The sequence below is a fragment of the Pseudomonas sp. S04 genome, assembly GCF_009834545.1.
Lineage (GTDB): Bacteria > Pseudomonadota > Gammaproteobacteria > Pseudomonadales > Pseudomonadaceae > Aquipseudomonas.
In genome coordinates this window covers 5,947,721-5,968,671 of record NZ_CP019427.1, presented here as the reverse complement: position 1 = coordinate 5,968,671, position 20,951 = coordinate 5,947,721, and the positions used below count along the sequence as shown (strand labels likewise).

At 61.1% G+C, this 20,951-nt stretch carries 22 protein-coding genes and 1 pseudogene; 9 read left to right on the top strand and 14 right to left on the bottom strand.

Going from position 1 to position 20,951, the window contains the following annotated elements:
• Positions 1-30 precede the first annotated feature (30 nt).
• On the top strand, positions 31-888 hold the full coding sequence (locus tag PspS04_RS26870; RefSeq protein WP_159998587.1) for an SDR family oxidoreductase: 858 nt from the start codon (positions 31-33) through the stop codon (positions 886-888).
• A 128-nt stretch (positions 889-1,016) separates the two neighbouring features.
• Here PspS04_RS26870 and PspS04_RS26865 read toward each other — a convergent pair whose 3' ends face one another.
• From PspS04_RS26865 to PspS04_RS26840, 6 genes are all read right to left on the bottom strand, one after another.
• On the bottom strand, positions 1,017-1,757 hold the full coding sequence (locus tag PspS04_RS26865; protein ID WP_159998586.1) for a hypothetical protein: 741 nt from the start codon (positions 1,755-1,757) through the stop codon (positions 1,017-1,019).
• Between the two features lie 55 nt (positions 1,758-1,812).
• Positions 1,813-2,193: a RidA family protein gene (locus tag PspS04_RS26860; protein ID WP_003229509.1), complete on the bottom strand. Its 381-nt coding sequence runs from the start codon at positions 2,191-2,193 to the stop codon at positions 1,813-1,815.
• Positions 2,194-2,230: 37 nt separating this feature from the next.
• Positions 2,231-4,336, bottom strand: coding sequence for a bifunctional GTP diphosphokinase/guanosine-3',5'-bis pyrophosphate 3'-pyrophosphohydrolase (spoT, locus tag PspS04_RS26855; RefSeq protein WP_095164892.1), 2,106 nt, complete (start codon positions 4,334-4,336; stop codon positions 2,231-2,233).
• Between the two features lie 57 nt (positions 4,337-4,393).
• Positions 4,394-4,657, bottom strand: coding sequence for a DNA-directed RNA polymerase subunit omega (gene rpoZ, locus PspS04_RS26850; protein ID WP_003177259.1), 264 nt, complete (start codon positions 4,655-4,657; stop codon positions 4,394-4,396).
• A 167-nt stretch (positions 4,658-4,824) separates the two neighbouring features.
• Complete coding sequence (gene gmk, locus PspS04_RS26845) at positions 4,825-5,445, bottom strand: guanylate kinase (protein ID WP_095164889.1); 621 nt, start codon at positions 5,443-5,445, stop codon at positions 4,825-4,827.
• A 12-nt stretch (positions 5,446-5,457) separates the two neighbouring features.
• Complete coding sequence (locus PspS04_RS26840; RefSeq protein ID WP_095164887.1) at positions 5,458-6,321, bottom strand: YicC/YloC family endoribonuclease; 864 nt, start codon at positions 6,319-6,321, stop codon at positions 5,458-5,460.
• A 268-nt stretch (positions 6,322-6,589) separates the two neighbouring features.
• Between PspS04_RS26840 and rph the strand changes: the two genes are divergently transcribed.
• Together rph and PspS04_RS26830 are read left to right on the top strand one after the other, a co-directional pair.
• Positions 6,590-7,312 (top strand): ribonuclease PH, encoded by a 723-nt coding sequence (gene rph / locus PspS04_RS26835; protein ID WP_095164885.1) that lies wholly within the window; start codon positions 6,590-6,592, stop codon positions 7,310-7,312.
• A 29-nt stretch (positions 7,313-7,341) separates the two neighbouring features.
• Entirely contained in the window at positions 7,342-7,710 is a 369-nt protein-coding gene (locus tag PspS04_RS26830) for a DUF4870 domain-containing protein (RefSeq protein ID WP_095164884.1), read from the top strand.
• Between the two features lie 155 nt (positions 7,711-7,865).
• Here PspS04_RS26830 and PspS04_RS26825 read toward each other — a convergent pair whose 3' ends face one another.
• Entirely contained in the window at positions 7,866-8,645 is a 780-nt protein-coding gene (locus PspS04_RS26825) for an exodeoxyribonuclease III (RefSeq protein WP_003176915.1), read from the bottom strand.
• 82 nt (positions 8,646-8,727) lie between these two features.
• Here PspS04_RS26825 and pyrE point away from each other — a divergent pair, with 82 nt between their 5' ends.
• Positions 8,728-9,372, top strand: coding sequence for an orotate phosphoribosyltransferase (gene pyrE, locus PspS04_RS26820; protein WP_159998584.1), 645 nt, complete (start codon positions 8,728-8,730; stop codon positions 9,370-9,372).
• 80 nt (positions 9,373-9,452) lie between these two features.
• Here pyrE and argB read toward each other — a convergent pair whose 3' ends face one another.
• The 4 genes and pseudogenes from argB to coaBC all read right to left on the bottom strand — a co-directional run bounded on the left by argB (position 9,453) and on the right by coaBC (position 13,729).
• Positions 9,453-10,358 carry an acetylglutamate kinase gene (gene argB, locus PspS04_RS26815; RefSeq protein WP_095164880.1) on the bottom strand — a complete coding sequence of 302 codons (906 nt, stop codon included), beginning with the start codon at positions 10,356-10,358 and terminating at the stop codon, positions 9,453-9,455.
• A gap of 39 nt (positions 10,359-10,397) precedes the next feature.
• Positions 10,398-11,804, bottom strand: a pseudogene (locus PspS04_RS26810) (phosphomannomutase/phosphoglucomutase); the annotation flags it as partial.
• A 255-nt stretch (positions 11,805-12,059) separates the two neighbouring features.
• A complete protein-coding gene (gene dut, locus PspS04_RS26805) occupies positions 12,060-12,515 on the bottom strand; it encodes a dUTP diphosphatase (protein ID WP_095081992.1) in 456 nt (151 codons plus the stop codon).
• 5 nt (positions 12,516-12,520) lie between these two features.
• Complete coding sequence (gene coaBC / locus PspS04_RS26800) at positions 12,521-13,729, bottom strand: bifunctional phosphopantothenoylcysteine decarboxylase/phosphopantothenate--cysteine ligase CoaBC (protein WP_159998582.1); 1,209 nt, start codon at positions 13,727-13,729, stop codon at positions 12,521-12,523.
• Between the two features lie 135 nt (positions 13,730-13,864).
• Between coaBC and radC the strand changes: the two genes are divergently transcribed.
• Positions 13,865-14,539: a RadC family protein gene (radC, locus tag PspS04_RS26795; RefSeq protein WP_159998580.1), complete on the top strand. Its 675-nt coding sequence runs from the start codon at positions 13,865-13,867 to the stop codon at positions 14,537-14,539.
• A 95-nt stretch (positions 14,540-14,634) separates the two neighbouring features.
• Here the strand turns inward: radC and PspS04_RS26790 are convergent, their stop codons facing one another.
• Positions 14,635-16,218 carry an ABC transporter substrate-binding protein gene (locus tag PspS04_RS26790; protein WP_159998578.1) on the bottom strand — a complete coding sequence of 528 codons (1,584 nt, stop codon included), beginning with the start codon at positions 16,216-16,218 and terminating at the stop codon, positions 14,635-14,637.
• 480 nt (positions 16,219-16,698) lie between these two features.
• On the opposite strand from PspS04_RS26790, the gene rpmB reads away from it, so the two are divergent.
• Together rpmB and rpmG are read left to right on the top strand one after the other, a co-directional pair.
• On the top strand, positions 16,699-16,932 hold the full coding sequence (gene rpmB, locus PspS04_RS26785) for a 50S ribosomal protein L28 (RefSeq protein WP_007894701.1): 234 nt from the start codon (positions 16,699-16,701) through the stop codon (positions 16,930-16,932).
• Between the two features lie 11 nt (positions 16,933-16,943).
• Positions 16,944-17,099, top strand: a complete 156-nt coding sequence (gene rpmG / locus PspS04_RS26780; RefSeq protein ID WP_007894709.1) for a 50S ribosomal protein L33 — start codon at positions 16,944-16,946, stop codon at positions 17,097-17,099.
• An 80-nt stretch (positions 17,100-17,179) separates the two neighbouring features.
• Here rpmG and PspS04_RS26775 read toward each other — a convergent pair whose 3' ends face one another.
• Both PspS04_RS26775 and PspS04_RS26770 read right to left on the bottom strand, forming a co-directional pair.
• The gene (locus PspS04_RS26775) at positions 17,180-17,398 is read right to left on the bottom strand and encodes a peptidase inhibitor (protein WP_159998576.1); all 219 of its coding nucleotides are present in this window, start codon (positions 17,396-17,398) and stop codon (positions 17,180-17,182) included.
• Positions 17,399-17,546: 148 nt separating this feature from the next.
• A complete protein-coding gene (locus PspS04_RS26770) occupies positions 17,547-17,909 on the bottom strand; it encodes a cupin domain-containing protein (RefSeq protein WP_159998574.1) in 363 nt (120 codons plus the stop codon).
• A 225-nt stretch (positions 17,910-18,134) separates the two neighbouring features.
• On the opposite strand from PspS04_RS26770, the gene PspS04_RS26765 reads away from it, so the two are divergent.
• Entirely contained in the window at positions 18,135-19,628 is a 1,494-nt protein-coding gene (locus tag PspS04_RS26765) for an aldehyde dehydrogenase (protein ID WP_095164864.1), read from the top strand.
• 173 nt (positions 19,629-19,801) lie between these two features.
• Positions 19,802-20,947: an MFS transporter gene (locus tag PspS04_RS26760; protein WP_095164862.1), complete on the top strand. Its 1,146-nt coding sequence runs from the start codon at positions 19,802-19,804 to the stop codon at positions 20,945-20,947.
• The last annotated feature ends 4 nt before the right edge of the window (positions 20,948-20,951 follow it).

Sequence of the window (20,951 nt, the reverse complement as noted above, 5' to 3'; positions counted from 1 at the left end):
AGTCTGTGCCTTTATCAGGGGAGTGAATTGATGTCCGCGCCTAGTGTATTGATCGCCGGTTGTGGTGATGTCGGCGGCCGTCTGGCTGAGCAAATGCTGGCAAAAGGCTGGCAGGTCTATGGGTTGCGTCGCAGCATTGCCAACCTGCCGGCTGGGGTGATCGGGGTCGCCGGTGATCTGTTCAACGAAGATTGCCCAGAGACCTGGCCCGTCGGGGCTGTGGACTACCTGGTGTATTGCGCGGCAGCCACCGATCACGACGAGGCGGGCTATCGCGCGGCCTATGTGCAGGGCCTGCAGCACGTGCTGGGCTGGCTGGACGACTACGGCCAAGTGCCCGAGCGCTTGCTGTTTGTCTCCAGCAGCAGTGTCTACGAGCAGCAGGACGGTGGTTGGGTCGATGAAACCGCTCCGGCCAAGGCTTCGGCGTATTCCGGGCGGGTGATGCTGGAGGCCGAGCAGATAGCACTGGGCAGCGGCATCCCGGCCAGCGTGGTGCGCTTGACCGGAATTTACGGTCCGGGCCGCGAGTGGCTGTTGACTCAGGTGCGTCGTGGCTATCGTGTGGCCGTGGACCCGCCGTTGTATGGCAACCGAATTCACGCCGACGATGCGGCTGGGTTGCTGGCGTTCCTGCTCGATGCCAACCATCAGGGTGTGGCGCTGGACGATTGCTACATTGGCGTCGACGATGCACCCGCCCCGTTGGCCGAGGTGGTGATGTGGCTGCGCGAATACCTGGGAGTGACGGAGTGGGCCGAAGACGCCAGCGTGCGGCGTACCGGCAGCAAGCGTTGCAGTAATGCGCGGGCGAAGGCGTTGGGCTGGAAGCCCCGGTATCCGACTTATCGCGAGGGCTATGCGGCGATTCTGGCGGGCAAGGCCTGAGGCGGGAGCGAGCCGGGCGGGATTGCGGCTGCGCGCGATGCACGTCATCGATTACGCGCGCTGCCTGAGTCCATGCGTTAGCCCTGAGTTCAACGCGAGCAGGCTCGCTCCCACCGTTTCCTGGCGGCTTACTGCTTTTCCAGGGTCCACTGGCGGGTGCCAGGGGAGAACGACGGCTTTTCATCGGCCTGTGCGCCGTTGACCGCCTGGAAAATCTCCATGTCATCGCCCTTGCGGGTAAAGATCCATGGGTTGCCCTGCTCGTTGAGTTGCAGCCAGATGGTGTCATTGCCACCGCTCATCGACGCGCAATCACCGGCCAGGCACAAGGCGTAGCGATCGGCACCCGGCAAACCCTGCACTGAGCCGTCGGCCTGGAACTGCACAGTATTGCCTTCTCCAGGGCCGTTGACGATCTTCCAGCCACCGCCCAGGTAGGCCGAATAAAGTGCACGCTCAAAGCTGGCACCCAGCGGGGCGCCTACGGGAACGGCTTCCTTGGGCAGGTCAAACGTCTGCTCCGGCTCATTGTCGTTGGCCGCTTGTTGCAGTTGTTTGCCATCGCGTTTCAATTCGCTGCCGGAGCTGCCGTACACCTCGATCTTCCAGGTGCCGGATTGTTCGCCGAGGATCTTGCCTTCGATGTTTTCAAAGCCATTGGTGTAGCGCGCCTGGCTGGCCTTGGTGTTGATGTCCCATTCCAGGTTCGGGCCATTGGCTTGCAGGGCTTCACGCAGCGGAACGCCCTTGGCTGCGGCATCGATAGCCGCCTGGTTGATCCAGGTGCCGCTGATGTCGCGGTCGGCAGGGTCACTGGCACAGCCGCCGAGCAGCACCGCAAGCAACGAGAGAGCTAGCGCTTTGCGCATGAGGAAATCCTTTGGGAGCGGGGTCGGCGTTACCTGTCAGGTAACGCCGCGCGTGTTACTCGATTACCAGAATGGCGTCCATTTCAACCTGGGAGCCCTTTGGCAGGGCAGCCACGCCGATGGCGGCGCGGGCAGGGTAAGGCTGGTCGAAGTACTTGCCCATGATCTCGTTGACCTTGGCGAAGTGGCTCAGGTCGGTGAGGAAGATGTTCAGCTTGACGATGTCCTTGAAGGAACCGCCGGCAGCTTCTGCTACTGCCTTGAGGTTCTCGAACACCTGGACGGTCTGGGCTTCGAAGCCTTCAACCAGTTCCATGGTTTTTGGGTCGAGCGGGATCTGGCCGGACATGTAGACGGTGTTGCCGGCCTTGATCGCCTGGGAATAAGTGCCGATAGCGGCTGGGGCCTTGTCGCTGGTGATAACTGTCTTGGTCATTGATGACTCCTTGTAATGGCTTGGCTACGTTAGCGAGCTATGCACGCATGCGGGTGATGCGGATCACCCCGGTCAGGGCGCGCAGTTTCTTGATCACGCGGGCCAGGTGCACGCGGTCGTGTACGCTGACCACCAGTTGAACCACGCTGATGCGACCATCGCGTTCGTCCATGCTGATTTTCTCGATGTTGCCGTCGGCGGCATTGACGCTGCTGGCCAACAGGGCGATCAGGCCGCGCTGGTGTTCCAGTTCGACGCGCAGCTCGACGTTGAATTCGCCGGTGACATCCTTGGCCCAAGACAACTGGATGCATTTTTCCGGGTTGTGGCGGATTTCGCTGATGTTGCGGCAGTTGTCCAGGTGCACGACCATGCCTTTGCCCGCGGACAGGTGGCCGACGATCGGGTCGCCCGGAATCGGCGTGCAGCACTTGGCGTAGCTGAGCACCAGGCCTTCGGTGCCGCGGATCGCCAGCGGACCTTCCGGGCTGGGCAGTTGTTCGCCTTCGCCCAGCAGGCGGCGGGCCACGACATAGGCCATGCGATTGCCCAGGCCGATGTCTTCGAGCAGGTCTTCGATCAGTTCGAGGCGGTACTCGGCGAGCATGGCCTTGACCCGCTCGGCCGGGATTTTTTCCAGCGAGCTGTCAAAGCCGTTGAGCACCTTGTTCAGCAGGCGTTCGCCGAGGCTGATGGATTCGGAACGGCGTTGCAGTTTCAGGGCATGGCGGATGTGGGTGCGTGCCTTGCCGGTGACTACAAAGTTGAGCCACGCCGGATTCGGTCGAGCGCCCGGGGCGCTGACGATCTCGACCGTGGAGCCGCTTTGCAGGGGCTCGGACAGCGGTGCCAGGCGGCGGTTGATCCGGCAGGCGATGCAGCTGTTGCCGACGTCGGTGTGCACCGCGTAGGCGAAGTCGACCGCCGTGGAGCCTTTGGGCAGCTCCATGATCCGGCCTTTGGGCGTGAATACGTAGACCTCGTCCGGGAACAGGTCGATCTTCACGCTTTCAATGAATTCCAGCGAGTTGCCGGCGCGTTGCTGCATTTCCAGCACGCCCTTGACCCACTGGCGGGCGCGGGCATGGGTGCCTTTTGGCTGCTCGTCACCGCTGGACTTGTACAGCCAGTGCGCGGCGATGCCATTGTTGGCCATCTCTTCCATTTCACGGGTACGGATCTGGATCTCGATCGGTACGCCGTGCATGCCGAACAGCGTGGTGTGCAGCGACTGGTAGCCGTTGGCCTTGGGGATTGCGATGTAATCCTTGAAGCGCCCCGGCAGTGGTTTGTACAAATTATGTACAGCGCCTAGCACGCGGTAGCAGGTATCGACCTTGTCGACGATGATCCGGAACGCGTAGACGTCCATGATCTCGTTGAAGGCCCGACGTTTGCCGCGCATTTTTTTGTAGATGCCGTAGAGGTGTTTCTGTCGGCCGCTGACTTCGCCCTGGATTTCATCGATGGCCAGGCAGTGGCTCAAGGACTCTTCGATCTTGTTGACGATTTCCTTGCGGTTGCCCCGGGCGCGTTTAACGGCCTGGTTGATCCGCGCGGAACGCATTGGGTGCATGGCCTTGAAGCCGAGGTCTTCGAACTCTATGCGGATGGCGTGCATGCCCAGCCGGTTGGCAATGGGGGCATAGATTTCCAGGGTTTCCTTGGCGATGCGCCGGCGTTTTTCACCGGACAGCACTTCCAGCGTACGCATGTTGTGCAGGCGGTCGGCCAGCTTGACCAGGATCACGCGAATGTCGCGCGCCATGGCCATGGCCATCTTCTGGAAGTTTTCCGCTTGGGCCTCAGCCTTGGTCTCGAAATTCATCTGGGTCAGTTTGCTGACCCCATCGACCAATTCGGCCACGGTTTCGCCGAACTGCGCTTGCAGCGCTTCCTTGGCAATACCGGTGTCTTCGATCACGTCATGCAGCATTGCCGCCATCAGGCTCTGATGGTCCATGTGCATGTCGGCAAGAATATTGGCCACGGCAAGAGGATGCGTGACGTACGCCTCGCCACTGCGGCGGCGTTGGCCGTCGTGGGCTTGTTCGGCGTAGAAATACGCTCGGCGGACCAGGTTGACCTGGTCATTGCCGAGGTAGGTCGATAAGCGATCGGCGAGGGCGTCTATGCTCGGCATGATGACTCCTGCCGATGGCTGTGATCCCGCGCCGTGCTACGTCGACCAGGCATAGGCTTAGACGGCCTCGTTGGACTCGTCCTCGAACGCTGCGAACAGCGGTTCGTCTTCGACGATTTCAGCATTGGCGATGAACTCGTAGCTCATCAGGCCTTCGGCGATTTCACGCAGGGCGACAACGGTAGGCTTGTCGTTTTCCCACTGGACCAGTGGCTCTTTGCCGCCGGTGGCCAGTTGACGGGCACGCTTGGTAGAGAGCATGACCAGCTCAAAGCGGTTTTCCACGTGTTCTAGGCAGTCTTCAACGGTTACGCGGGCCATGGTATTCCTCGGAGCGAATGCAATATGCGCGCTGCCCGGTTGGGCGAGCGGACTCAACAGTTTAAAAAATCACCAGCGATTAGGGAAGCGCTGATTTTTTAACCAAGCTCTTCAACGCGCTGCAAGTGCCAATGTAAAGCCCTTGCAGCGGTTTTGGGAAGTGCTGTTTAACCGAGCAATTCGGCCAGAAGTTTGCCGTGAAGCTGCTGCTGGCGCTTCTGATGCAGCTGATTGGCGCGAAAGATCGCCTGCAAATCGTGCAAGGCGTGGGCGAAATCGTCGTTGATGATCAGGTAGTCATAGTCGACGTAGTGGCTCATTTCGCTGACGGCTTCGCGCATCCGGCCGTCAATGATCTCGTCGCTGTCCTGGCCGCGATTGGTCAGGCGCTGGTGCAATGCCTGCAGGGACGGCGGCAGGATGAAGATCGAGCGGGCCTGCGGCATCAATTTGCGCACTTGCTCGGCGCCTTGCCAGTCGATTTCCAGGATCAGGTCATGGCCTTCGTCCAGGGTCTGCTGCAGGTGGCTTTGCGAGGTGCCGTAGAGGTTGCCGAACACCTCGGCGCGCTCGAGGAAGTCGCCGTGCTCGATCATCTTCACGAACTCGCTGCGCTCGACGAAGTGATAGTTCACCCCGTTCTCTTCACCGGGGCGCATGGCGCGGGTGGTGTGGGAGACCGAGACGCGGATCCGCTGGTCGGCGTCCGTCAGGGCCTTGACCAGGCTGCTCTTGCCTGCGCCCGAGGGGGCGGAAATGATGTACAGGGTGCCGGTGCTGTGGGTCATGTCGGGGTTGCCTTACTCAATGTTCTGCACTTGTTCGCGCATTTGCTCGATCAACACTTTGAGGTTGACCGCAGCCTGGGTGCTGCGCGGGTCGAAAGCTTTGGAGCCCAGGGTGTTGGCTTCGCGGTTGAGCTCCTGCATCAGGAAGTCCAGGCGCCGGCCGGCGGCGCCGCCGGACTTGAGGACGCGGCGAACTTCAATGATGTGGGTGCTCAGGCGGTCCAGTTCCTCGGCAACGTCGCTCTTTTGCGCGAGCATGACCATTTCCTGCTCCAGGCGCTGCGGGTCGAGTTCGGCCTGCATGTCGGCAAAGCGGTCGAGGACTTTCTGGCGCTGGGTGGCGAGCATCTGCGGGACCAGTTCGCGCAGGGTCACGACGTCTTCTTCAATGGCGCTCAGGCGCTCGCTGATCAGTCGCGCCAACTCCGCGCCTTCGCGCTCGCGGCCAGCCTTGAGCTCCTTGAGGCCCTGGTTGAACAGCGCCAGCGCCTCGGCATTCAGCGCTTGCGGGTCGCTGGCATCGGCCACCAGGACTCCCGGCCAGGCCAGCACTTCCAGCGGGTTGAGTGCCGCGGGATTGCTGATCAGGCTGGCAATGGTTTCGGCGGCGGCGATCAGTTGCGCGGCGCGCTCGCGGTCAACCTGCAGCGCCTTGCCGGCGGTTTCTTCGGTAAAACGCAGGGTGCATTCGAGCTTGCCTCGCGACAGGCCCTGGCGCAGAGCCTCGCGCACGTTGCCTTCGAGGTCGCGGAAGGACTCTGGCAGGCGCAGGTGCGGTTCCAGATAGCGGCTGTTGACCGAGCGCAACTCCCAGCTCAGGGTGCCCTGGCTGCCGGCTTTTTCGACGCGGGCAAAGGCGGTCATGCTGTGCACCATGGCGGTACCTCGCGATGCAGGTCGCTAGCGAACCCCGGGGTTCGGCGGACCTGCTTGAATGAATTAAAGCCCACAGGCAACAAAGGCGCGCGATTGTAGCGCAGTGCAGCGGGAGCTCCCAAACGAGGCGTGCGACAAAGCGCTGCAGCTCGTCGCAGCGTGCGCTGCAGAGCCCTCGCTCGTCGCCGGTTTTTTTTAGAAGTGCCCAGGCGTGCCCGGCCGCCCTATAATGCTCGGCAGATTTCCGTCCTTCGTACAGGTATCCCCTATGAAACGTCCAAGTGGTCGCGCTGCCGATCAGCTTCGCTCGATCCGCATCACCCGCAACTACACCAAACATGCCGAGGGATCTGTACTGGTCGAGTTCGGTGATACCAAGGTGATCTGCACCGTCAGCGTCGAGAACGGCGTACCGCGCTTCCTCAAGGGCCAGGGCCAGGGCTGGTTGACCGCCGAGTACGGCATGCTGCCGCGCGCCACCGGTGAACGTAACCAGCGTGAAGCGAGCCGTGGCAAGCAAGGCGGCCGCACCCTGGAAATCCAGCGCCTGATCGGCCGTTCGCTGCGCGCTGCGCTGGATATGTCGAAACTTGGCGATGTGACCCTGTACGTCGATTGCGACGTGATCCAGGCCGACGGCGGTACTCGTACTGCCTCGATCACCGGCGCCATGGTGGCCTTGGTCGATGCCTTGAAAGTGATCAAGAAGCGTGGCGGCCTGAAAGGCGGCGACCCGCTCAAGCAAATGATCGCAGCCGTGTCGGTGGGCATGTACCAGGGCGAGCCAGTGCTGGACCTGGACTACCTGGAAGATTCGGCAGCCGAGACCGACCTGAACGTGGTGATGACCAGCACCGGTGGTTTCATCGAAGTGCAGGGCACCGCCGAAGGCGCGCCGTTCCAGCCTGAAGAGCTGACCGCGATGCTGGAACTGGCGAAAAAAGGCATGGCCGAGATTTTCGACCTGCAACAGGCTGCGCTGGCTGACTGATTGTTCCGGTCGCCAGCAAGGAGAGTGTCATGAGTGATGAGCAACTGCCGCTGCCCGTGCCGAGCCGTGAGGTTCGCCAGTGGGCGATGTTCTGTCATCTCTCGGCCTTGCTGGGGATCTGGGTGCCCTTCGGCTCGCTGATCGGCCCGCTGATTCTGTGGCAGATGAAGCGTGAGATGGACCCGTTCATCGACGACCAGGGCAAGGAGGCGCTGAATTTCCAGATCAGCGTGGCCATTGCCTCGGCAATCTGCCTGCTGTTGATGGTGGTGGTGATCGGCTTCTTCTTGTTTGGCCTATTGGCCATTGGCGCGTTGGTGCTGACCATCATTGCCGGAGTCAAGGCCAATGAGGGGCAGGTGTATCGCTACCCGTTCACCTGGCGACTGATCAAATAATAACCAGGTGCGTTGCCGGTGGGAGCGGGCTTGCCCGCGATAGCGATCTGGCAGGCAGCACATGGGCTGAAGGTCATGGCCTCATCGCGGGCAATCCCGCTCCCACAAAAAAGCCGACATCGCTGTCGGCTTTTTTGTGTCTTGCGAAACGACGCCTAGATGGTCAGCGTCCAGTCGTAGTCCACGATCAGCGGTGCGTGCTGCGAGAACCGCGGTTGACGTGGCAGGCGTGCACTGCGAACAAAGCGGCGCAGGCCTGGGGTCAACAGCTGGTAGTCGAAGCGCCAGCCCAGGTTGAGCATCTCAGCCTGTTCGTTGTCTGGCCACCAGCTGTACTGGTCGCCTTCACGGCTGACTTCGCGCAGGGCGTCGACATAACCCATGTTGCCGACAATCTCGTCCATCCAGGCACGCTCAGGTGCCAGGAAGCCCGGGGATTGCTGGCTGTCGCGCCAGTTCTTGATATCCAGCTTCTGTTGCGCCACGTACAGCGAGCCACAATAAATGTACTCGCGCCGCTTGCGCCGCTGTTTATCCAGATAACGGGCGAAATCGTCCATTAGCTTGAACTTCTGGTTCAAGTCTTCATCGCCGTTCTGCCCCGAAGGGAGCAGCAAGGTCGCGATGCTGACCTTGTCGAAATCGGCTTGCAGGTAGCGCCCGTAGCGGTCGGCCGTCTCGAAACCGAGACCGCTGATGACAGCCTTCGGTTGCAGCCGCGAATACAAAGCCACGCCACCTTGGGCGGGGACTTCGGCATCGCAGGCATAAAGGAAGTAGCCATCCAGTTGGAAGGCTGGATCGTCCAGTTCAAAGGCGGAGGCGCGGGTGTCCTGCAGGCAGATGACGTCGGCATTCTGGGCTTGCAGCCAACTGAGCAAACCGCGCTCGACTGCCGCCTGAATACCATTGACGTTCACACTGATGATCCGCATAAATGGCCCCAAAAATCGCGTGCGTGTATGATACACGGCGTCAAGCTAATTAGCTAAATCCGTGGTATTTGGGGTTTTTTGCATGCAAGCGTATCAGCGCGATTTCATTCGTTTTGCCATCGATCGCGGCGTTTTGCGCTTCGGTGAGTTCACCCTGAAGTCCGGGCGCACCAGCCCTTACTTCTTTAATGCCGGCCTGTTCAACTCCGGCAGCGCCTTGGCGCAGCTGGGTCGCTTCTATGCGGCGGCCATTGTCGAGAGCGGTATTGCCTTCGACGTGCTGTTTGGTCCGGCGTACAAGGGCATCCCGTTGGCGGCCACCACCGCAGTGGCCCTGGCTGAACACCACGACCGTGACCTGCCATGGTGCTTCAACCGCAAGGAAGCCAAGGCCCACGGCGAGGGCGGTAGCTTGGTTGGCGCGCCGCTGACCGGCGAAGTGCTGATCATCGACGACGTGATTACCGCGGGCACCGCGATCCGTGAAGTGATGCAGATCATCGCTTCCCAGGACGGTGCCAAGGCCGCTGGCGTGTTGATCGCCCTCAACCGTCAGGAGCGCGGCAATGGCGAACTGTCGGCGATCCAGGAAGTGGAGCGTGACTTCGCGATTCCGGTGATCAGCATCGTTTCGTTGAACCAGGTCCTGGAGTTCCTGGCCGATGATCCTCAGCTCAAGCAGCATCTGCCAGCCGTAGAAGCCTACCGCGCGCAGTTCGGCGTCTGATACGCCGCCCTGTAGGACCGCAGGCAAAAAAAGACCCCGCTCAGCCAGGCTGAGCGGGGTCTTTTTGCAGGTGCCAGCGCTTAAGGACGCTTGCGATTGCTGATCAGGGTGCCCACGCCGGTATCGGTGAAGATTTCCAGCAGGATCGCATTGGGTACCCGGCCATCGATGATCAGCGAACTGCCCACGCCGCCCTGAACCGCTTCCAGCGCGCAACGGATCTTCGGTAGCATGCCACCGTAGATGGTGCCGTCGGCGATCAGTTCGTCGACCTGTTGGGTCGTCAGGCCAGTCAGCACAGTGCCTGACTTGTCCATCAGGCCGGCGATGTTGGTCAGCAGCATCAGCTTCTCAGCTTTCAGCGCTTCGGCCACTTTACCGGCCACCAGGTCGGCGTTGATGTTGTACGACTCACCGTTGGCCCCCACGCCGATTGGCGCGATCACCGGGATGAAGTCGCCCTTGACCAGCAGGTTGAGCAGATCGGTATTGATCCCGACCACTTCGCCCACTTGCCCGATGTCGATGATTTCCGGTTGGGTCATCTCCGGCGTCTGGCGTGTAACGGTGAGCTTCTTCGCGCGAATCAGCTCGGCGTCCTTGCCGGTCAGGCCGATGGCGCTGCCGCCATGGCGGTTGATCAGGTTGACGATGTCCTTGTTGACCTGACCGCCGAGGACCATCTCCACCACGTCCATGGTCTGGGCGTCTGTCACGCGCATGCCGTCGATGAAATGACTCTCGATCGACAGGCGCTTGAGCAGGTCACCGATTTGCGGGCCGCCACCGTGCACTACCACCGGGTTGATGCCCACGGCTTTCATCATCACGATGTCGCGGGCGAAGCCGGTTTTCAGCTCCTCGCTTTCCATCGCGTTGCCGCCGTATTTGATCACCAGCGTCTTGCCGACATAGCGGCGAATGTAAGGCAGCGCTTCGGACAGGACCTTGGCGGTGTTGGCGGCGGCTTCGCGTTCGAGGGTCATTCAGGGCTCCGGCACTTGTGTAAAAGGCGCTTCAAATAATCAAAACGGGAGTTGGAGGTCAGGTGCGACACGTTTCAGTTGAGCGTGGAACACATCCTTGATGCGCTGCAATTCGGCCTCGTCGTCGGCCTCGAAGCGCAGCACCAGCACCGGTGTGGTGTTGGAGGCGCGAACCAGGCCCCAGCCCTTGGCGTAGTCGACCCGTACACCGTCGATGGTGGTCAGGTCGGCGCCGTCGCCCCACTGGGCGTCGTGCAGTGCATCAATGATGCTGAATTTGCTCTCTTCGGTCACATGGATATTGATTTCCGGCGTAGAAATATCGTTCGGGAAGGTCTCGAACAGTTCCTGGGCCGTGGATTTCTCCTGGCTGAGGATCTCCAGCAGGCGAGCGGCGCTGTAGATGCCGTCGTCGAAACCGAACCAGCGCTCCTTGAAGAAGATGTGCCCGCTCATTTCGCCAGCGAGCAGGGCGCCGGTCTGCTTCATTTTTTTCTTGATCAGCGAGTGACCGGTTTTCCACATCAGTGGTCGACCGCCGTACTCCTTGATCAGCGGGGTCAGGCGACGGGTGCATTTGACGTCGAAGATGATCTCGGCGTCCGGGTTGCGTGCTACCACGTCCTTGGCAAACAGCATCAGCAGGCGGTCCGGGAACACGATGTCGCCGGTATTGGTCACTACGCCGACACGGTCACCATCACCGTCGAAGGCCAGGCCCAGGTCGGCATTGGTTTGCTTGACCTTGGCGATCAGGTCCACCAGGTTTTCCGGTTTGCCCGGGTCCGGGTGATGGTTGGGGAAGTTGCCGTCGACTTCGCAGAACAGCGGGATCACTTCGCAATTCAGGGCCTCGATCAGCTGTGGGGCAATCACGCCGGCAGCGCCGTTACCGCAGTCAACCACCACTTTCAGGCGGCGTGCGAGCTTGATGTCCTGGACAATCTGGGCGCTGTAGCGATCGAGAATCTCGACCTTGGTGATGCTGCCTTGGCCGCTAGTCAGGTTGTTGCTTTTCAGGCGCTGGTGCAGGGCCTGAATCTGTTCGTTGGCCAGGGTGTCGCCAGCGATCACGATTTTGAAGCCGTTGTAGTCCGACGGGTTATGGCTGCCGGTGAGCATCACCCCGGACTTGCCCGCGAGGACGTTGGCGGCGTAGTACAGCGCCGGGGTTGGCACCAGGCCGACGTCGCTGACATGGCAGCCGGCATCGGCCAGGCCCTGGATCAGTTGCTCGACCAGTTCCGGACCGGACAGGCGGCCGTCACGACCGACGCTGATGTTCGGCTCATCCTGGGCCAGGGTCTGGGCGCCGATGGCGCGACCGATCCAGTAGGCCGTTTCAGCGGTCAGGGTCTGCGGGACCACGCCACGGATATCGTAGGCGCGAAAGATGCTGTCGGGAAATGCAGGGGCGACGCGGGTTGTGTTGCTCATCACTGGGGTTGCTCCAACTCAAAGGTTGCTGGACGGGCCGACGAGAGGTTCGTCGACGGGTTCAAACTGAAGGCTTTGACGGCGTTTTCGGTACAGAGTTCGTGGTGCACAAGTGCCATGCCATGGGGCTGGCACTTGTGCAGTCGACTGTTGTCTTGAATTCGCTCGCCAGATCCTGCAGTTGGCGTCTGTGCAAGGTTCATCCTGAAATGCAAAGCGTAGTGCCAGGGCCGTGCAGAGCGCCCGGTCCTGGCACTGGTGTTATCAGTGGCTGCCGGAATGGCCGAAACCACCGGTGCCGCGTTCGGTTTCAACGAACTCTTCAACCAGATCGAAGTGCGCCTGCACCACCGGTACCAGCACCAACTGGGCCAGCCGCTCACCCACCACAATGTTGAAGTCGGTCTGGCCACGGTTCCAGCAGGACACCATCAGTGGCCCCTGGTAATCGGAATCGATCAGACCGACCAGATTACCCAGCACGATGCCATGTTTGTGGCCCAGGCCCGAGCGCGGCAGGATCAACGCGGCCAGGCCCGGATCGCCGATGTATACCGACAGGCCAGTAGGGATCAGCAGGGTTTCTCCCGGCTTGATGACGGTGTCCTGTTCCAGCATCGCCCGCAGGTCAAGGCCGGCGGAACCGGGAGTGGCGTACTGGGGCAGCGGAAATTCGCTGCCGATGCGTGGGTCGAGGATCTTGGCTTGCAAAGCGTGCATACGAATTAAACCTGGTTCAGACGTTCGGCGATAAAAGTGATCAGCTGGCGGGCAATCTTGCCCTTGCTGGTCTGGGCAAAAAGGGTGGCGTGCAACTCACGGTCGATCACGCTGCAGGCGTTTTCCTCGCTGTTGAAGCCAATGCTGGGGTTGGCCACGTCGTTGGCGACGATCAGGTCGAGGTTCTTGTCCTTGAGCTTGCGTGCGGCGTAATCGAGCAGGTGTTCGGTTTCGGCGGCGAATCCGACGCTGAACGGACGATCAGGTCGGGTGGCAATGGTGGCCAGAATGTCAGGGTTACGGACCATTTGCAGGACGAAGCCGTCGCCAGTTGTAGGGTCTTTCTTGAGTTTTTGCGGGGCGACGACTTCCGGCCGGTAGTCCGCAACCGCAGCAGACGCGATGAACAGGTCGCAAGGGATAGCGGCCTCGCAGGCGGCCAGCATGTCGCGGGCACTGACCACGTCGATGCGCGTCACCCGGTCCGGAGTCGGCAGGTGCACGGGGCCGGTGATCAGGGTCACACGGGCGCCGGCTTCCACCGCAGCTTCGGCCAGGGCAAAGCCCATTTTTCCGGAGCTGTGGTTGGTGATGTAGCGCACCGGGTCAATGTTTTCCTGGGTCGGACCGGCAGTGATCAGCACGTGCCGACCGGTCAGCGCCTGGCGCTGGAAGCAATCGGCGGCGCACTGGGCCAGGTCATCGGCCTCCATCATGCGGCCCATGCCGACGTCGCCGCAGGCCTGGCTGCCCGAGGCCGGGCCGAAGACCTTGAAGCCGCGGCTTTCAAGCAACTGGGTATTGGCCTGGGTGGCCGGGTCGCGCCACATCGCCTGGTTCATGGCCGGCGCCAGAGCCACGGTGGCGTCGGTGGCCAACACCAGGGTGGTCAGCAGGTCGTTGGCGATGCCTTGGGCCAGACGGGCGATCAGGTCCGCCGTGGCGGGGGCGATCAGCACCAGGTCAGCCCACTTGGCGAGCTCGATGTGGCCCATCGCGGCTTCGGCCGCAGGGTCCAGCAGGTCCAGGTGCACCGGGTGCCCGGAGAGGGCCTGCATGGTCAGCGGGGTGATGAACTCGCTGCCGCCGCGGGTCATGACCACGCGCACTTCGGCGCCCTGGTCGATCAGGCGGCGAACCAGTTCGGCGCTCTTGTAGGCAGCAATGCCGCCGCCGACGCCCAGAACGATGCGTTTCCGATACAGCCGCTGCATAGGTCTGCCTTTCAATTCGTTGGTGACATACGTGGCGAAACCCCCTCCCCAGGGAACAATCGCCCGCAAAAAAGATGGGCTACGATATCACAGCGACCGCTAGGGAACAGCGGCGCCCATCGACAGGGAGGTGCTATGAGCATTCGAGATTGGCCGACGACAGAGCGGCCGCGGGAGAAACTTCTGGGGCTGGGGCCGGCGAGTCTGTCCGATGCCGAATTGCTGGCGATCTTTCTGCGCACCGGGGTCGCCGGGAAAAGCGCGGTGGACCTGGCCAGGCACTTGCTGCAGCAGTTTGGCGGCTTGCGTAACTTGCTGGAGGCGGACCAGCAAACGTTTGTCGGCCAGTTGGGGCTGGGGCCGGCGAAATTCGCCCAGTTGCAGGCGGTGCTGGAGATGGCGCGTCGGCATTTGGCCGAGCACCTGCGCCAGGCATCCGTACTCAAGAGTCCGATCGAGGTGCGCAACTACCTCAAGGCCATGCTGCGGCATGAGCCCCATGAAGTGTTTGCCTGCCTGTTCCTCGATTCCCGGCATCGGGTCCTGGCATTCGAAATCCTCTTTCGCGGCTCGATCGACACCACTAGCGTGCATCCGCGCCAGGTGGTCAAGCGCGCCCTGGCGCACAACGCGGCGGCGTTGATCCTGTGTCACAACCACCCCTCGGGAAACGCCGAGCCGAGCCCGGCCGACCGGGTGCTGACCAAGCGTTTGCAGGAGACGATGGAGTTGGTCGATGTGCGGGTGCTCGACCATTTCATCGTGGGTGATGGTGATCCGTTGTCGATGGCCGAGTATGGGTGGATCTAGGTGCCGAATGCGCCCCCCATCCATGGCCATGCAGGAGCAAAGCTTGCTCGCGATAAACTAAATTCGCGAACAAGCGGAGTGCCGCCCGGCTGCTCCTACGGTTTGATTTTCGAGAAGTCCTGGCGGCCGAACGGGCTGACCGAGTAACCCTGGACATCCTTGCGGGTCAGGGCATAGGCGGTCGGGTGGGCCAGGGGTAGCCACAGCGCCTGCTGCTGGATCTGCCCCTGGGCCTGTTCGTAGAGCTTGGTGCGCACGCCCTGCTCGGTGGTGGTCTTGCCGGCGTTGATCAGCTTGTCCAGGCCTTGATCGCAGTATCGTGCGAAGTTGGTCCCGGACTTCACGCCCGCGCAGGAGAATTGCGGGGTCAGGAAGTTGTCTGGATCGCCGTTGTCACCGGCCCAGCCCATGAACAGCAGGTCGTGCTCGCCGGCTTTGGCCCGACGAATCAGTTCGCCCCATTCGATCACGCGTATTTCTGCCTGAATCCCTATTTCCGCCAGGTCAGCCTGCAATAATTGAGCGCCCAGGCTTGGGTTGGGGTTGAGCAGGCTGCCGGAAGGGCGGGTCCAGATCGTGGTCTTGAAGCCGTCCTTGAGTCCTGCCTTGGCCATCAGCGCGCGGGCCTTGGTGAGGTCCTTCGGGTAGCCCGGCAGGTCCTTGGCATAGCTCCAGGTGTTGGGCGGGTAAGGGCCGTTGGCGGCTTGGGCGGTGTCCTCGAACACGGCCTTGAGGTAGCTGGCCTTGTCGAAGGCCAGATTGATCGCCTGGCGCACCTCCGGTTTGTCCAGCGGCGGATGCTGGCTATTGATGGCGACGAAGGCGGTCATGAAGGCCGGCGTGCTCTCGATCTTGAGGTTCGGCTCCTTGGCGGCAGCCTGGACGTCCAGCGGCTTGGGCGACAGGGCGATCTGGCACTCGTTGCGCCGCAGCTTCTGCAGGCGCACGTTGGCGTCCGGGGTGATGGCGAACACCAGGGTGTCGATCGCGGGCTTGCCGGCGAAGTAGTCGCGGTTGGCCTTGTAGCGGATCGATGCGTCTTTTTGGAAGCGCCCGAAAATGAACGGCCCGGTGCCGATCGGCTGGTTATTGAGTTTCTCGGGTGTGCCAGCCTTGAGCAACTGATCGGCGTATTCAGCCGAGTAGATCGAGGCGAAACCCATGCTCAGCGTGGCGAGGAAGGTCGAGTCGGGGTGGTCAAGGGTGAAACGAATGGTCAGCGGGTCGAGTGCGTCGATTTTCTTGATCAGCGCAGGCAACTGCATGGATTGGGCGTGCGGGAAGCCACTCTGGGCGATTTTGTGCCATGGCTGCGCGGGGTCCAGCATACGGTCGAAGCTGAACTTCACGTCTTCGGCGGTCAAGGTACGCGTCGGGGTGAAGTACTCGGTGCGATGGAACTTCACCTCCGGGCGCAGCCTGAAGACATAGGTCAGGCCGTCGGCCGAGACTTCCCAGCTATCGGCCAGGCTCGGCACGACCTTGCCACTGGCGGTGTCAAAGTCCACCAGGCTATTCATCAACACGTCGGCCGAGGCGTTGGTGGTGGTCAGCGAGTTGTATTGAACGACATCGAACCCTTCCGGGCTGGCCTCGGTGCAGACGCTCAGGGCGGCAGCCTGGGCCAAAGGGCTCAGCAAGAGTGGGGCAAGCAACAGCGGTAGGGCAGCGAGGCGCATGTGTGGATTCCTTTGCAGATCGAAGGCCCATCTGCGAGTGCAGTCTGGAAAAGGCTTACCCTAGTGGCCTGCCCGGCAAATGACTATCCCCTTTTTGTTTTGTGTCCTGCTCGACGGTACGTATTTTCGCTGTTTATTGCGCTTCGGGCGCAGCGAATTAGCGTAAGGTGGCGTGCCGGTACCCTCCATATGGGGGAGCAGGGCGATGCTCTGCGACGAGCGGTCGCTACCATCGATAGCCTTTATCCAAGGCGTCTGGCGCCGTAATTCCGGGGTTTTTGAAAACTCTCTTCACACCAATAGTTGTTGCTATGGGGTCTTTCTGGTATAAAGCAGCGCTCTTTTCTAGGGGCCCGGTTCCTTCACTGTAGGTGTAGCCGGTAAGACCTCTAAAGAAACGCGGCGCCTGGCGCCAAATGACTGAGAGATTAAGCGGCCAACCCATGCCGGGTTGGGCATGTGGTTTTAGAGGGCTGAGGCATGTCGAGAGTATGTCAAGTTACCGGTAAGGGTCCGGTGACTGGGAATAACATTTCCCACGCAAACAACAAAACCCGTCGTCGTTTCCTGCCGAACCTGCAGCATCATCGCTTCTGGGTTGAAGAAGAGAAACGTTTCGTGCGTCTGCGCGTATCTGCCAAAGGCATGCGTATCATCGACAAGCGTGGCATCACTGTCGTGCTGGCCGAAATCCGCAAAGCTGGCAAGATCTAAGGGAGCTAATCATGCGTGAATTGATTCGTTTGATTTCGAGCGCCGGTACTGGTCACTTCTACACTACCGACAAGAACAAGCGCACTACTCCGGACAAAATCGAGATCAAGAAATTTGATCCGGTTGTTCGCAAGCACGTGATCTACAAGGAAGGCAAAATCAAGTAATTGATTTTTCCCTCTTGAGAAAAAGGCCCGTATCGCAAGATACGGGCCTTTTTTGTGGGCCTGGGAAAAGCTTCAGTTGCTCAACCGCACTGAATGCTGACGATGACATTGTCGGCATTGGTCAGCAGGCTGATCCGTCGCGGGACTCGCTTGCGGTCTGATGCATGGCGAGGGCCGGTGACCCGCACCGGTGCGCCATTGGCCAGGGCTCGCACTTCCTCGAGCAACTGAAGGGTGTAGGTCTGGCCGATGGTGTACTCAGCGATGGTGACGTCGCATGAGTCTGGAGTATCTGGCATGTTGCCTCCTTGCGTTGTAGGTCTGGATTGAGGCACGTCCTGTGCGCTCCTGTTGGAAAGGCCGGTATCGCGAGATGCAAGCCTTTTCATGTGTCCCTGGGGACGGCTCGATCCTCCTCCCGGCCATGACCCGTTATGCGGTATTTATTTATGGCTTTTGTTCAAACGCCACGTAGATCTTTCGGCACGTTTCCAGGACTTCCCAGGTGCCACGGAACCCGGCCGGGATGACAAATCGGTCACCGGTGCGCAGGGTCTTGGCATTGCCGTCGGTGTCGCGCAACACCGAAACCCCTTGGACGATTTCGCAGTATTCGTGTTCGGTGAAATTCACCGTCCACTGACCGACTGCGCCTTCCCAGACCCCGGCATTGAGCTGGCCGCACGGGCTGTTGTAGTGGTTGTAGACGGTCTGCTCAGGGTCGCCCTTGAGAATTTTGGCCGCGTCCGGGCGGTAGCGTTCGGCGGCGGTGCCGGCCTGGCTGAAATCGACGATGTCCTGGATGCTCATTCTGGTAATCCCCCCGTGTTTGCTTGGAAAGCCCCGAGTCTATGTTTATTAAAATGAACATCGCAAGGTCGTTTGCCGGCCTTGTGTCAAATATATTGAAACTTGAGGTGTGGCTGGTTTAGGGTGGCGGGTGCCTAGGGCCGATTGCAAGGCTGGCCGGGCAGAATTCCTGACAGCGCCCGCGAAGAACGCGGGTGTCGTATTCAATAAGAGGAGGACACTCGTATGACCACCCTGACTCGTGCCGACTGGGAACAACGTGCCCGCGACCTGAAAATCGAAGGCCGCGCCTACATCAATGGCGAATACACCGATGCGGTCTCCGGCGAGACCTTCGAGTGCATCAGCCCGGTCGATGGCCGTCTGCTGGGCAAGATTGCCAGCTGTGATGCCGCCGACGCCCAGCGCGCCGTGGACAATGCCCGCGCCACGTTCAATTCCGGTGTCTGGTCTCGCCTGGCCCCGGCCAAGCGCAAGGCCGTGATGATCCGCTTCGCCGGCCTGCTCAAGCAAAATGCCCAGGAACTGGCCCTGCTGGAAACCCTGGACATGGGTAAGCCGATCAGCGACTCCCTGGACATCGACGTTCCTGGTGCCGCCCAGGCGCTGAGCTGGAGCGGTGAAGCGATCGACAAGATCTACGATGAAGTGGCCGCGACCCCTCATGATCAACTGGGCCTGGTGACCCGTGAGCCTGTGGGCGTGGTGGGCGCTATCGTGCCGTGGAACTTCCCGCTGATGATGGCGTGCTGGAAACTCGGTCCTGCGCTGTCCACCGGTAACTCGGTGATCCTCAAGCCGTCCGAAAAATCCCCGCTGACCGCCATCCGCATCGCGGCCCTGGCCGTCGAGGCCGGTATCCCCAAAGGCGTGCTCAACGTACTGCCAGGCTACGGCCACACCGTGGGCAAGGCCCTGGCCCTGCACATGGATGTCGATACCCTGGTGTTCACCGGTTCGACCAAGATCGCCAAGCAACTGATGATCTACTCCGGCGAGTCGAACATGAAGCGCGTCTGGCTGGAAGCCGGCGGCAAGAGCCCGAACATCGTGTTTGCCGATGCGCCGGACCTGCAGGCCGCCGCCGAATCCGCTGCTGGCGCAATTGCCTTCAACCAGGGCGAAGTCTGCACCGCCGGTTCACGCCTGCTGGTCGAGCGTTCGATCAAGGACAAGTTCCTGCCACTGGTGATCGAGGCCCTGAAAACCTGGAAGCCAGGCAACCCGCTGGACCCGTCTACCACCGTGGGTGCGTTGGTCGATACCCAGCAAATGAACACCGTGCTGTCGTACATCGAGTCTGGGCATACCGACGGCGCCAAGCTGGTGGCGGGCGGCAAGCGCATCCTCGAGGAAACCGGTGGCACCTACGTGGAGCCGACGATTTTCGACGGCGTGAGCAATGCCATGAAGATTGCCCAGGAAGAAATCTTCGGCCCGGTACTGTCGGTCATCACCTTTGATACCGCCGAGGAGGCTATCCAGATCGCCAACGACACGCCGTATGGCCTGGCCGCAGCGGTATGGACCAAGGACATTTCCAAGGCTCACCTGACCGCCAAGGCACTGCGCGCCGGTAGCGTGTGGGTCAACCAGTACGATGGCGGCGACATGACCGCACCGTTCGGCGGATTCAAGCAATCGGGCAACGGCCGTGACAAGTCGCTGCACGCGTTCGACAAGTACACCGAGCTGAAGGCGACCTGGATCAAGCTGTAAGCCTTTCAGGGAGCCTGGCTCCCTGAACGACGTAGATCCCTTGTGGGAGCGAGCTTGCTCGCGATAGCGGTATGACAGTCGACGTCGTGTTGAATGTTGCGCCGCCATCGCGAGCGGGTTCGCTCCCACATTGCTTTGTGCCACACATAAGAATATCCACAGGAGCGTGGAACATGCGTTGGGCGACTTATTTCGCCGTTCTGGCCTCGGTCCTGAGTGTCGGCCTCGCCCTGGGCGTGAGCATGCCGTTGGTGTCGTTTCGCCTGGAAAGCTGGGGTTATGGCGCGTTTGCAATCGGGGTGATGGCGGCCATGCCGGCAATTGGCGTCCTGCTGGGGGCGAAGATCTCCAGCCACCTGGCGGCTCGCCTGGGTACGGCTAACCTGATGCGCCTGTGCTTGTGGGCCGGAGCCCTCTCCATTGGCCTGCTGGCGTTGTTGCCCAGCTACCCGGTGTGGCTGGTACTGCGGCTGATGATCGGGGTCATCCTGACCATCGTGTTCATTCTCGGCGAGAGCTGGATCAACCAGTTGGTGGTTGAGCAATGGCGTGGCCGGCTGGTGGCGCTGTATGGCTGCAGCTATGCCTTGAGTCAATTGGCTGGACCGTTGTTGCTGGGGGTGCTGGGCACCGACAACGATATCGGTTTCTGGGTCGGGGTCGCGCTGCTGGTGACTTCGCCGCTGGTCTTGATGGGGCGTAGCGGGGCACCGAGCAGCGAAGCCCTGAGTGTGACCTTCAGTGACCTGTTGGGTTTCTGCCGTGGCCTGCCGGCGATCGCTTGGGCGGTGTCGTTGTTTGCTGCGTTCGAGGCGATGATCCTGACCCTGCTTCCGGTGTATTGCCTGCAACAGGGGTTCACCGCAGAAATTGCCCTGGCCATGGTCAGCACCGTGGTAGTCGGCGATGCGTTGCTGCAATTGCCCATTGGCGCCCTCGCGGACTATCTGTCGCGGCGCACCTTGTTTGCCGGCTGCGCGGTGATTCTGATGCTGTCGAGCCTGGCGATTCCGCTGTTGCTCGATACCTTGCTGATCTGGCCGCTGTGGGTGCTGTTCGGTGCCAGTGCCGGCGGCTTGTTCACCTTGTCGCTGATTCTGGTGGGCGAGCGTTATCGCGATGATGCGCTGGTGCGGGCCAACGCCCACATCGCCCAACTCTGGGGTATCGGTTGCTTGATTGGCCCGCTTGCAGCGGGTGCCGGCAGTCAGTGGGTCAGCGGACACGCCTTGCCATTACTGATGGCGGCCGGGGCCTTTGGCCTGGTGTTGTTGTTGCTGCGCCAAGGGGCGTTTGGCGAGGCGGCGGCGCCGATCTGAGATC

Excerpts from the sequence above, each read along its gene's own strand:
- PspS04_RS26870 (WP_159998587.1), top strand. The coding sequence starts at position 31 with ATGTCCGCGCCTAGTGTATTGATCGCCGGTTGTGGTGATGTCGGCGGC.
- pyrE (WP_159998584.1), top strand. The coding sequence starts at position 8,728 with ATGCAAGCGTATCAGCGCGATTTCATTCGTTTTGCCATCGATCGCGGC.
- argB (WP_095164880.1), bottom strand. The coding sequence starts at position 10,358 with ATGACCCTCGAACGCGAAGCCGCCGCCAACACCGCCAAGGTCCTGTCC.
- PspS04_RS26860 (WP_003229509.1), bottom strand. The coding sequence starts at position 2,193 with ATGACCAAGACAGTTATCACCAGCGACAAGGCCCCAGCCGCTATCGGC.
- PspS04_RS26770 (WP_159998574.1), bottom strand. The coding sequence starts at position 17,909 with ATGAGCATCCAGGACATCGTCGATTTCAGCCAGGCCGGCACCGCCGCC.
- PspS04_RS26760 (WP_095164862.1), top strand. The coding sequence starts at position 19,802 with ATGCGTTGGGCGACTTATTTCGCCGTTCTGGCCTCGGTCCTGAGTGTC.
- coaBC (WP_159998582.1), bottom strand. The coding sequence starts at position 13,729 with ATGCAGCGGCTGTATCGGAAACGCATCGTTCTGGGCGTCGGCGGCGGC.
- spoT (WP_095164892.1), bottom strand. The coding sequence starts at position 4,336 with ATGCCGAGCATAGACGCCCTCGCCGATCGCTTATCGACCTACCTCGGC.
- PspS04_RS26765 (WP_095164864.1), top strand. The coding sequence starts at position 18,135 with ATGACCACCCTGACTCGTGCCGACTGGGAACAACGTGCCCGCGACCTG.
- PspS04_RS26825 (WP_003176915.1), bottom strand. The coding sequence starts at position 8,645 with ATGCGGATCATCAGTGTGAACGTCAATGGTATTCAGGCGGCAGTCGAG.
- PspS04_RS26840 (WP_095164887.1), bottom strand. The coding sequence starts at position 6,321 with ATGGTGCACAGCATGACCGCCTTTGCCCGCGTCGAAAAAGCCGGCAGC.
- gmk (WP_095164889.1), bottom strand. The coding sequence starts at position 5,445 with ATGACCCACAGCACCGGCACCCTGTACATCATTTCCGCCCCCTCGGGC.
- rpmB (WP_007894701.1), top strand. The coding sequence starts at position 16,699 with ATGTCGAGAGTATGTCAAGTTACCGGTAAGGGTCCGGTGACTGGGAAT.
- PspS04_RS26790 (WP_159998578.1), bottom strand. The coding sequence starts at position 16,218 with ATGCGCCTCGCTGCCCTACCGCTGTTGCTTGCCCCACTCTTGCTGAGC.
- rpmG (WP_007894709.1), top strand. The coding sequence starts at position 16,944 with ATGCGTGAATTGATTCGTTTGATTTCGAGCGCCGGTACTGGTCACTTC.
- radC (WP_159998580.1), top strand. The coding sequence starts at position 13,865 with ATGAGCATTCGAGATTGGCCGACGACAGAGCGGCCGCGGGAGAAACTT.
- rpoZ (WP_003177259.1), bottom strand. The coding sequence starts at position 4,657 with ATGGCCCGCGTAACCGTTGAAGACTGCCTAGAACACGTGGAAAACCGC.
- rph (WP_095164885.1), top strand. The coding sequence starts at position 6,590 with ATGAAACGTCCAAGTGGTCGCGCTGCCGATCAGCTTCGCTCGATCCGC.
- PspS04_RS26775 (WP_159998576.1), bottom strand. The coding sequence starts at position 17,398 with ATGCCAGATACTCCAGACTCATGCGACGTCACCATCGCTGAGTACACC.
- PspS04_RS26865 (WP_159998586.1), bottom strand. The coding sequence starts at position 1,757 with ATGCGCAAAGCGCTAGCTCTCTCGTTGCTTGCGGTGCTGCTCGGCGGC.
- dut (WP_095081992.1), bottom strand. The coding sequence starts at position 12,515 with ATGCACGCTTTGCAAGCCAAGATCCTCGACCCACGCATCGGCAGCGAA.
- PspS04_RS26830 (WP_095164884.1), top strand. The coding sequence starts at position 7,342 with ATGAGTGATGAGCAACTGCCGCTGCCCGTGCCGAGCCGTGAGGTTCGC.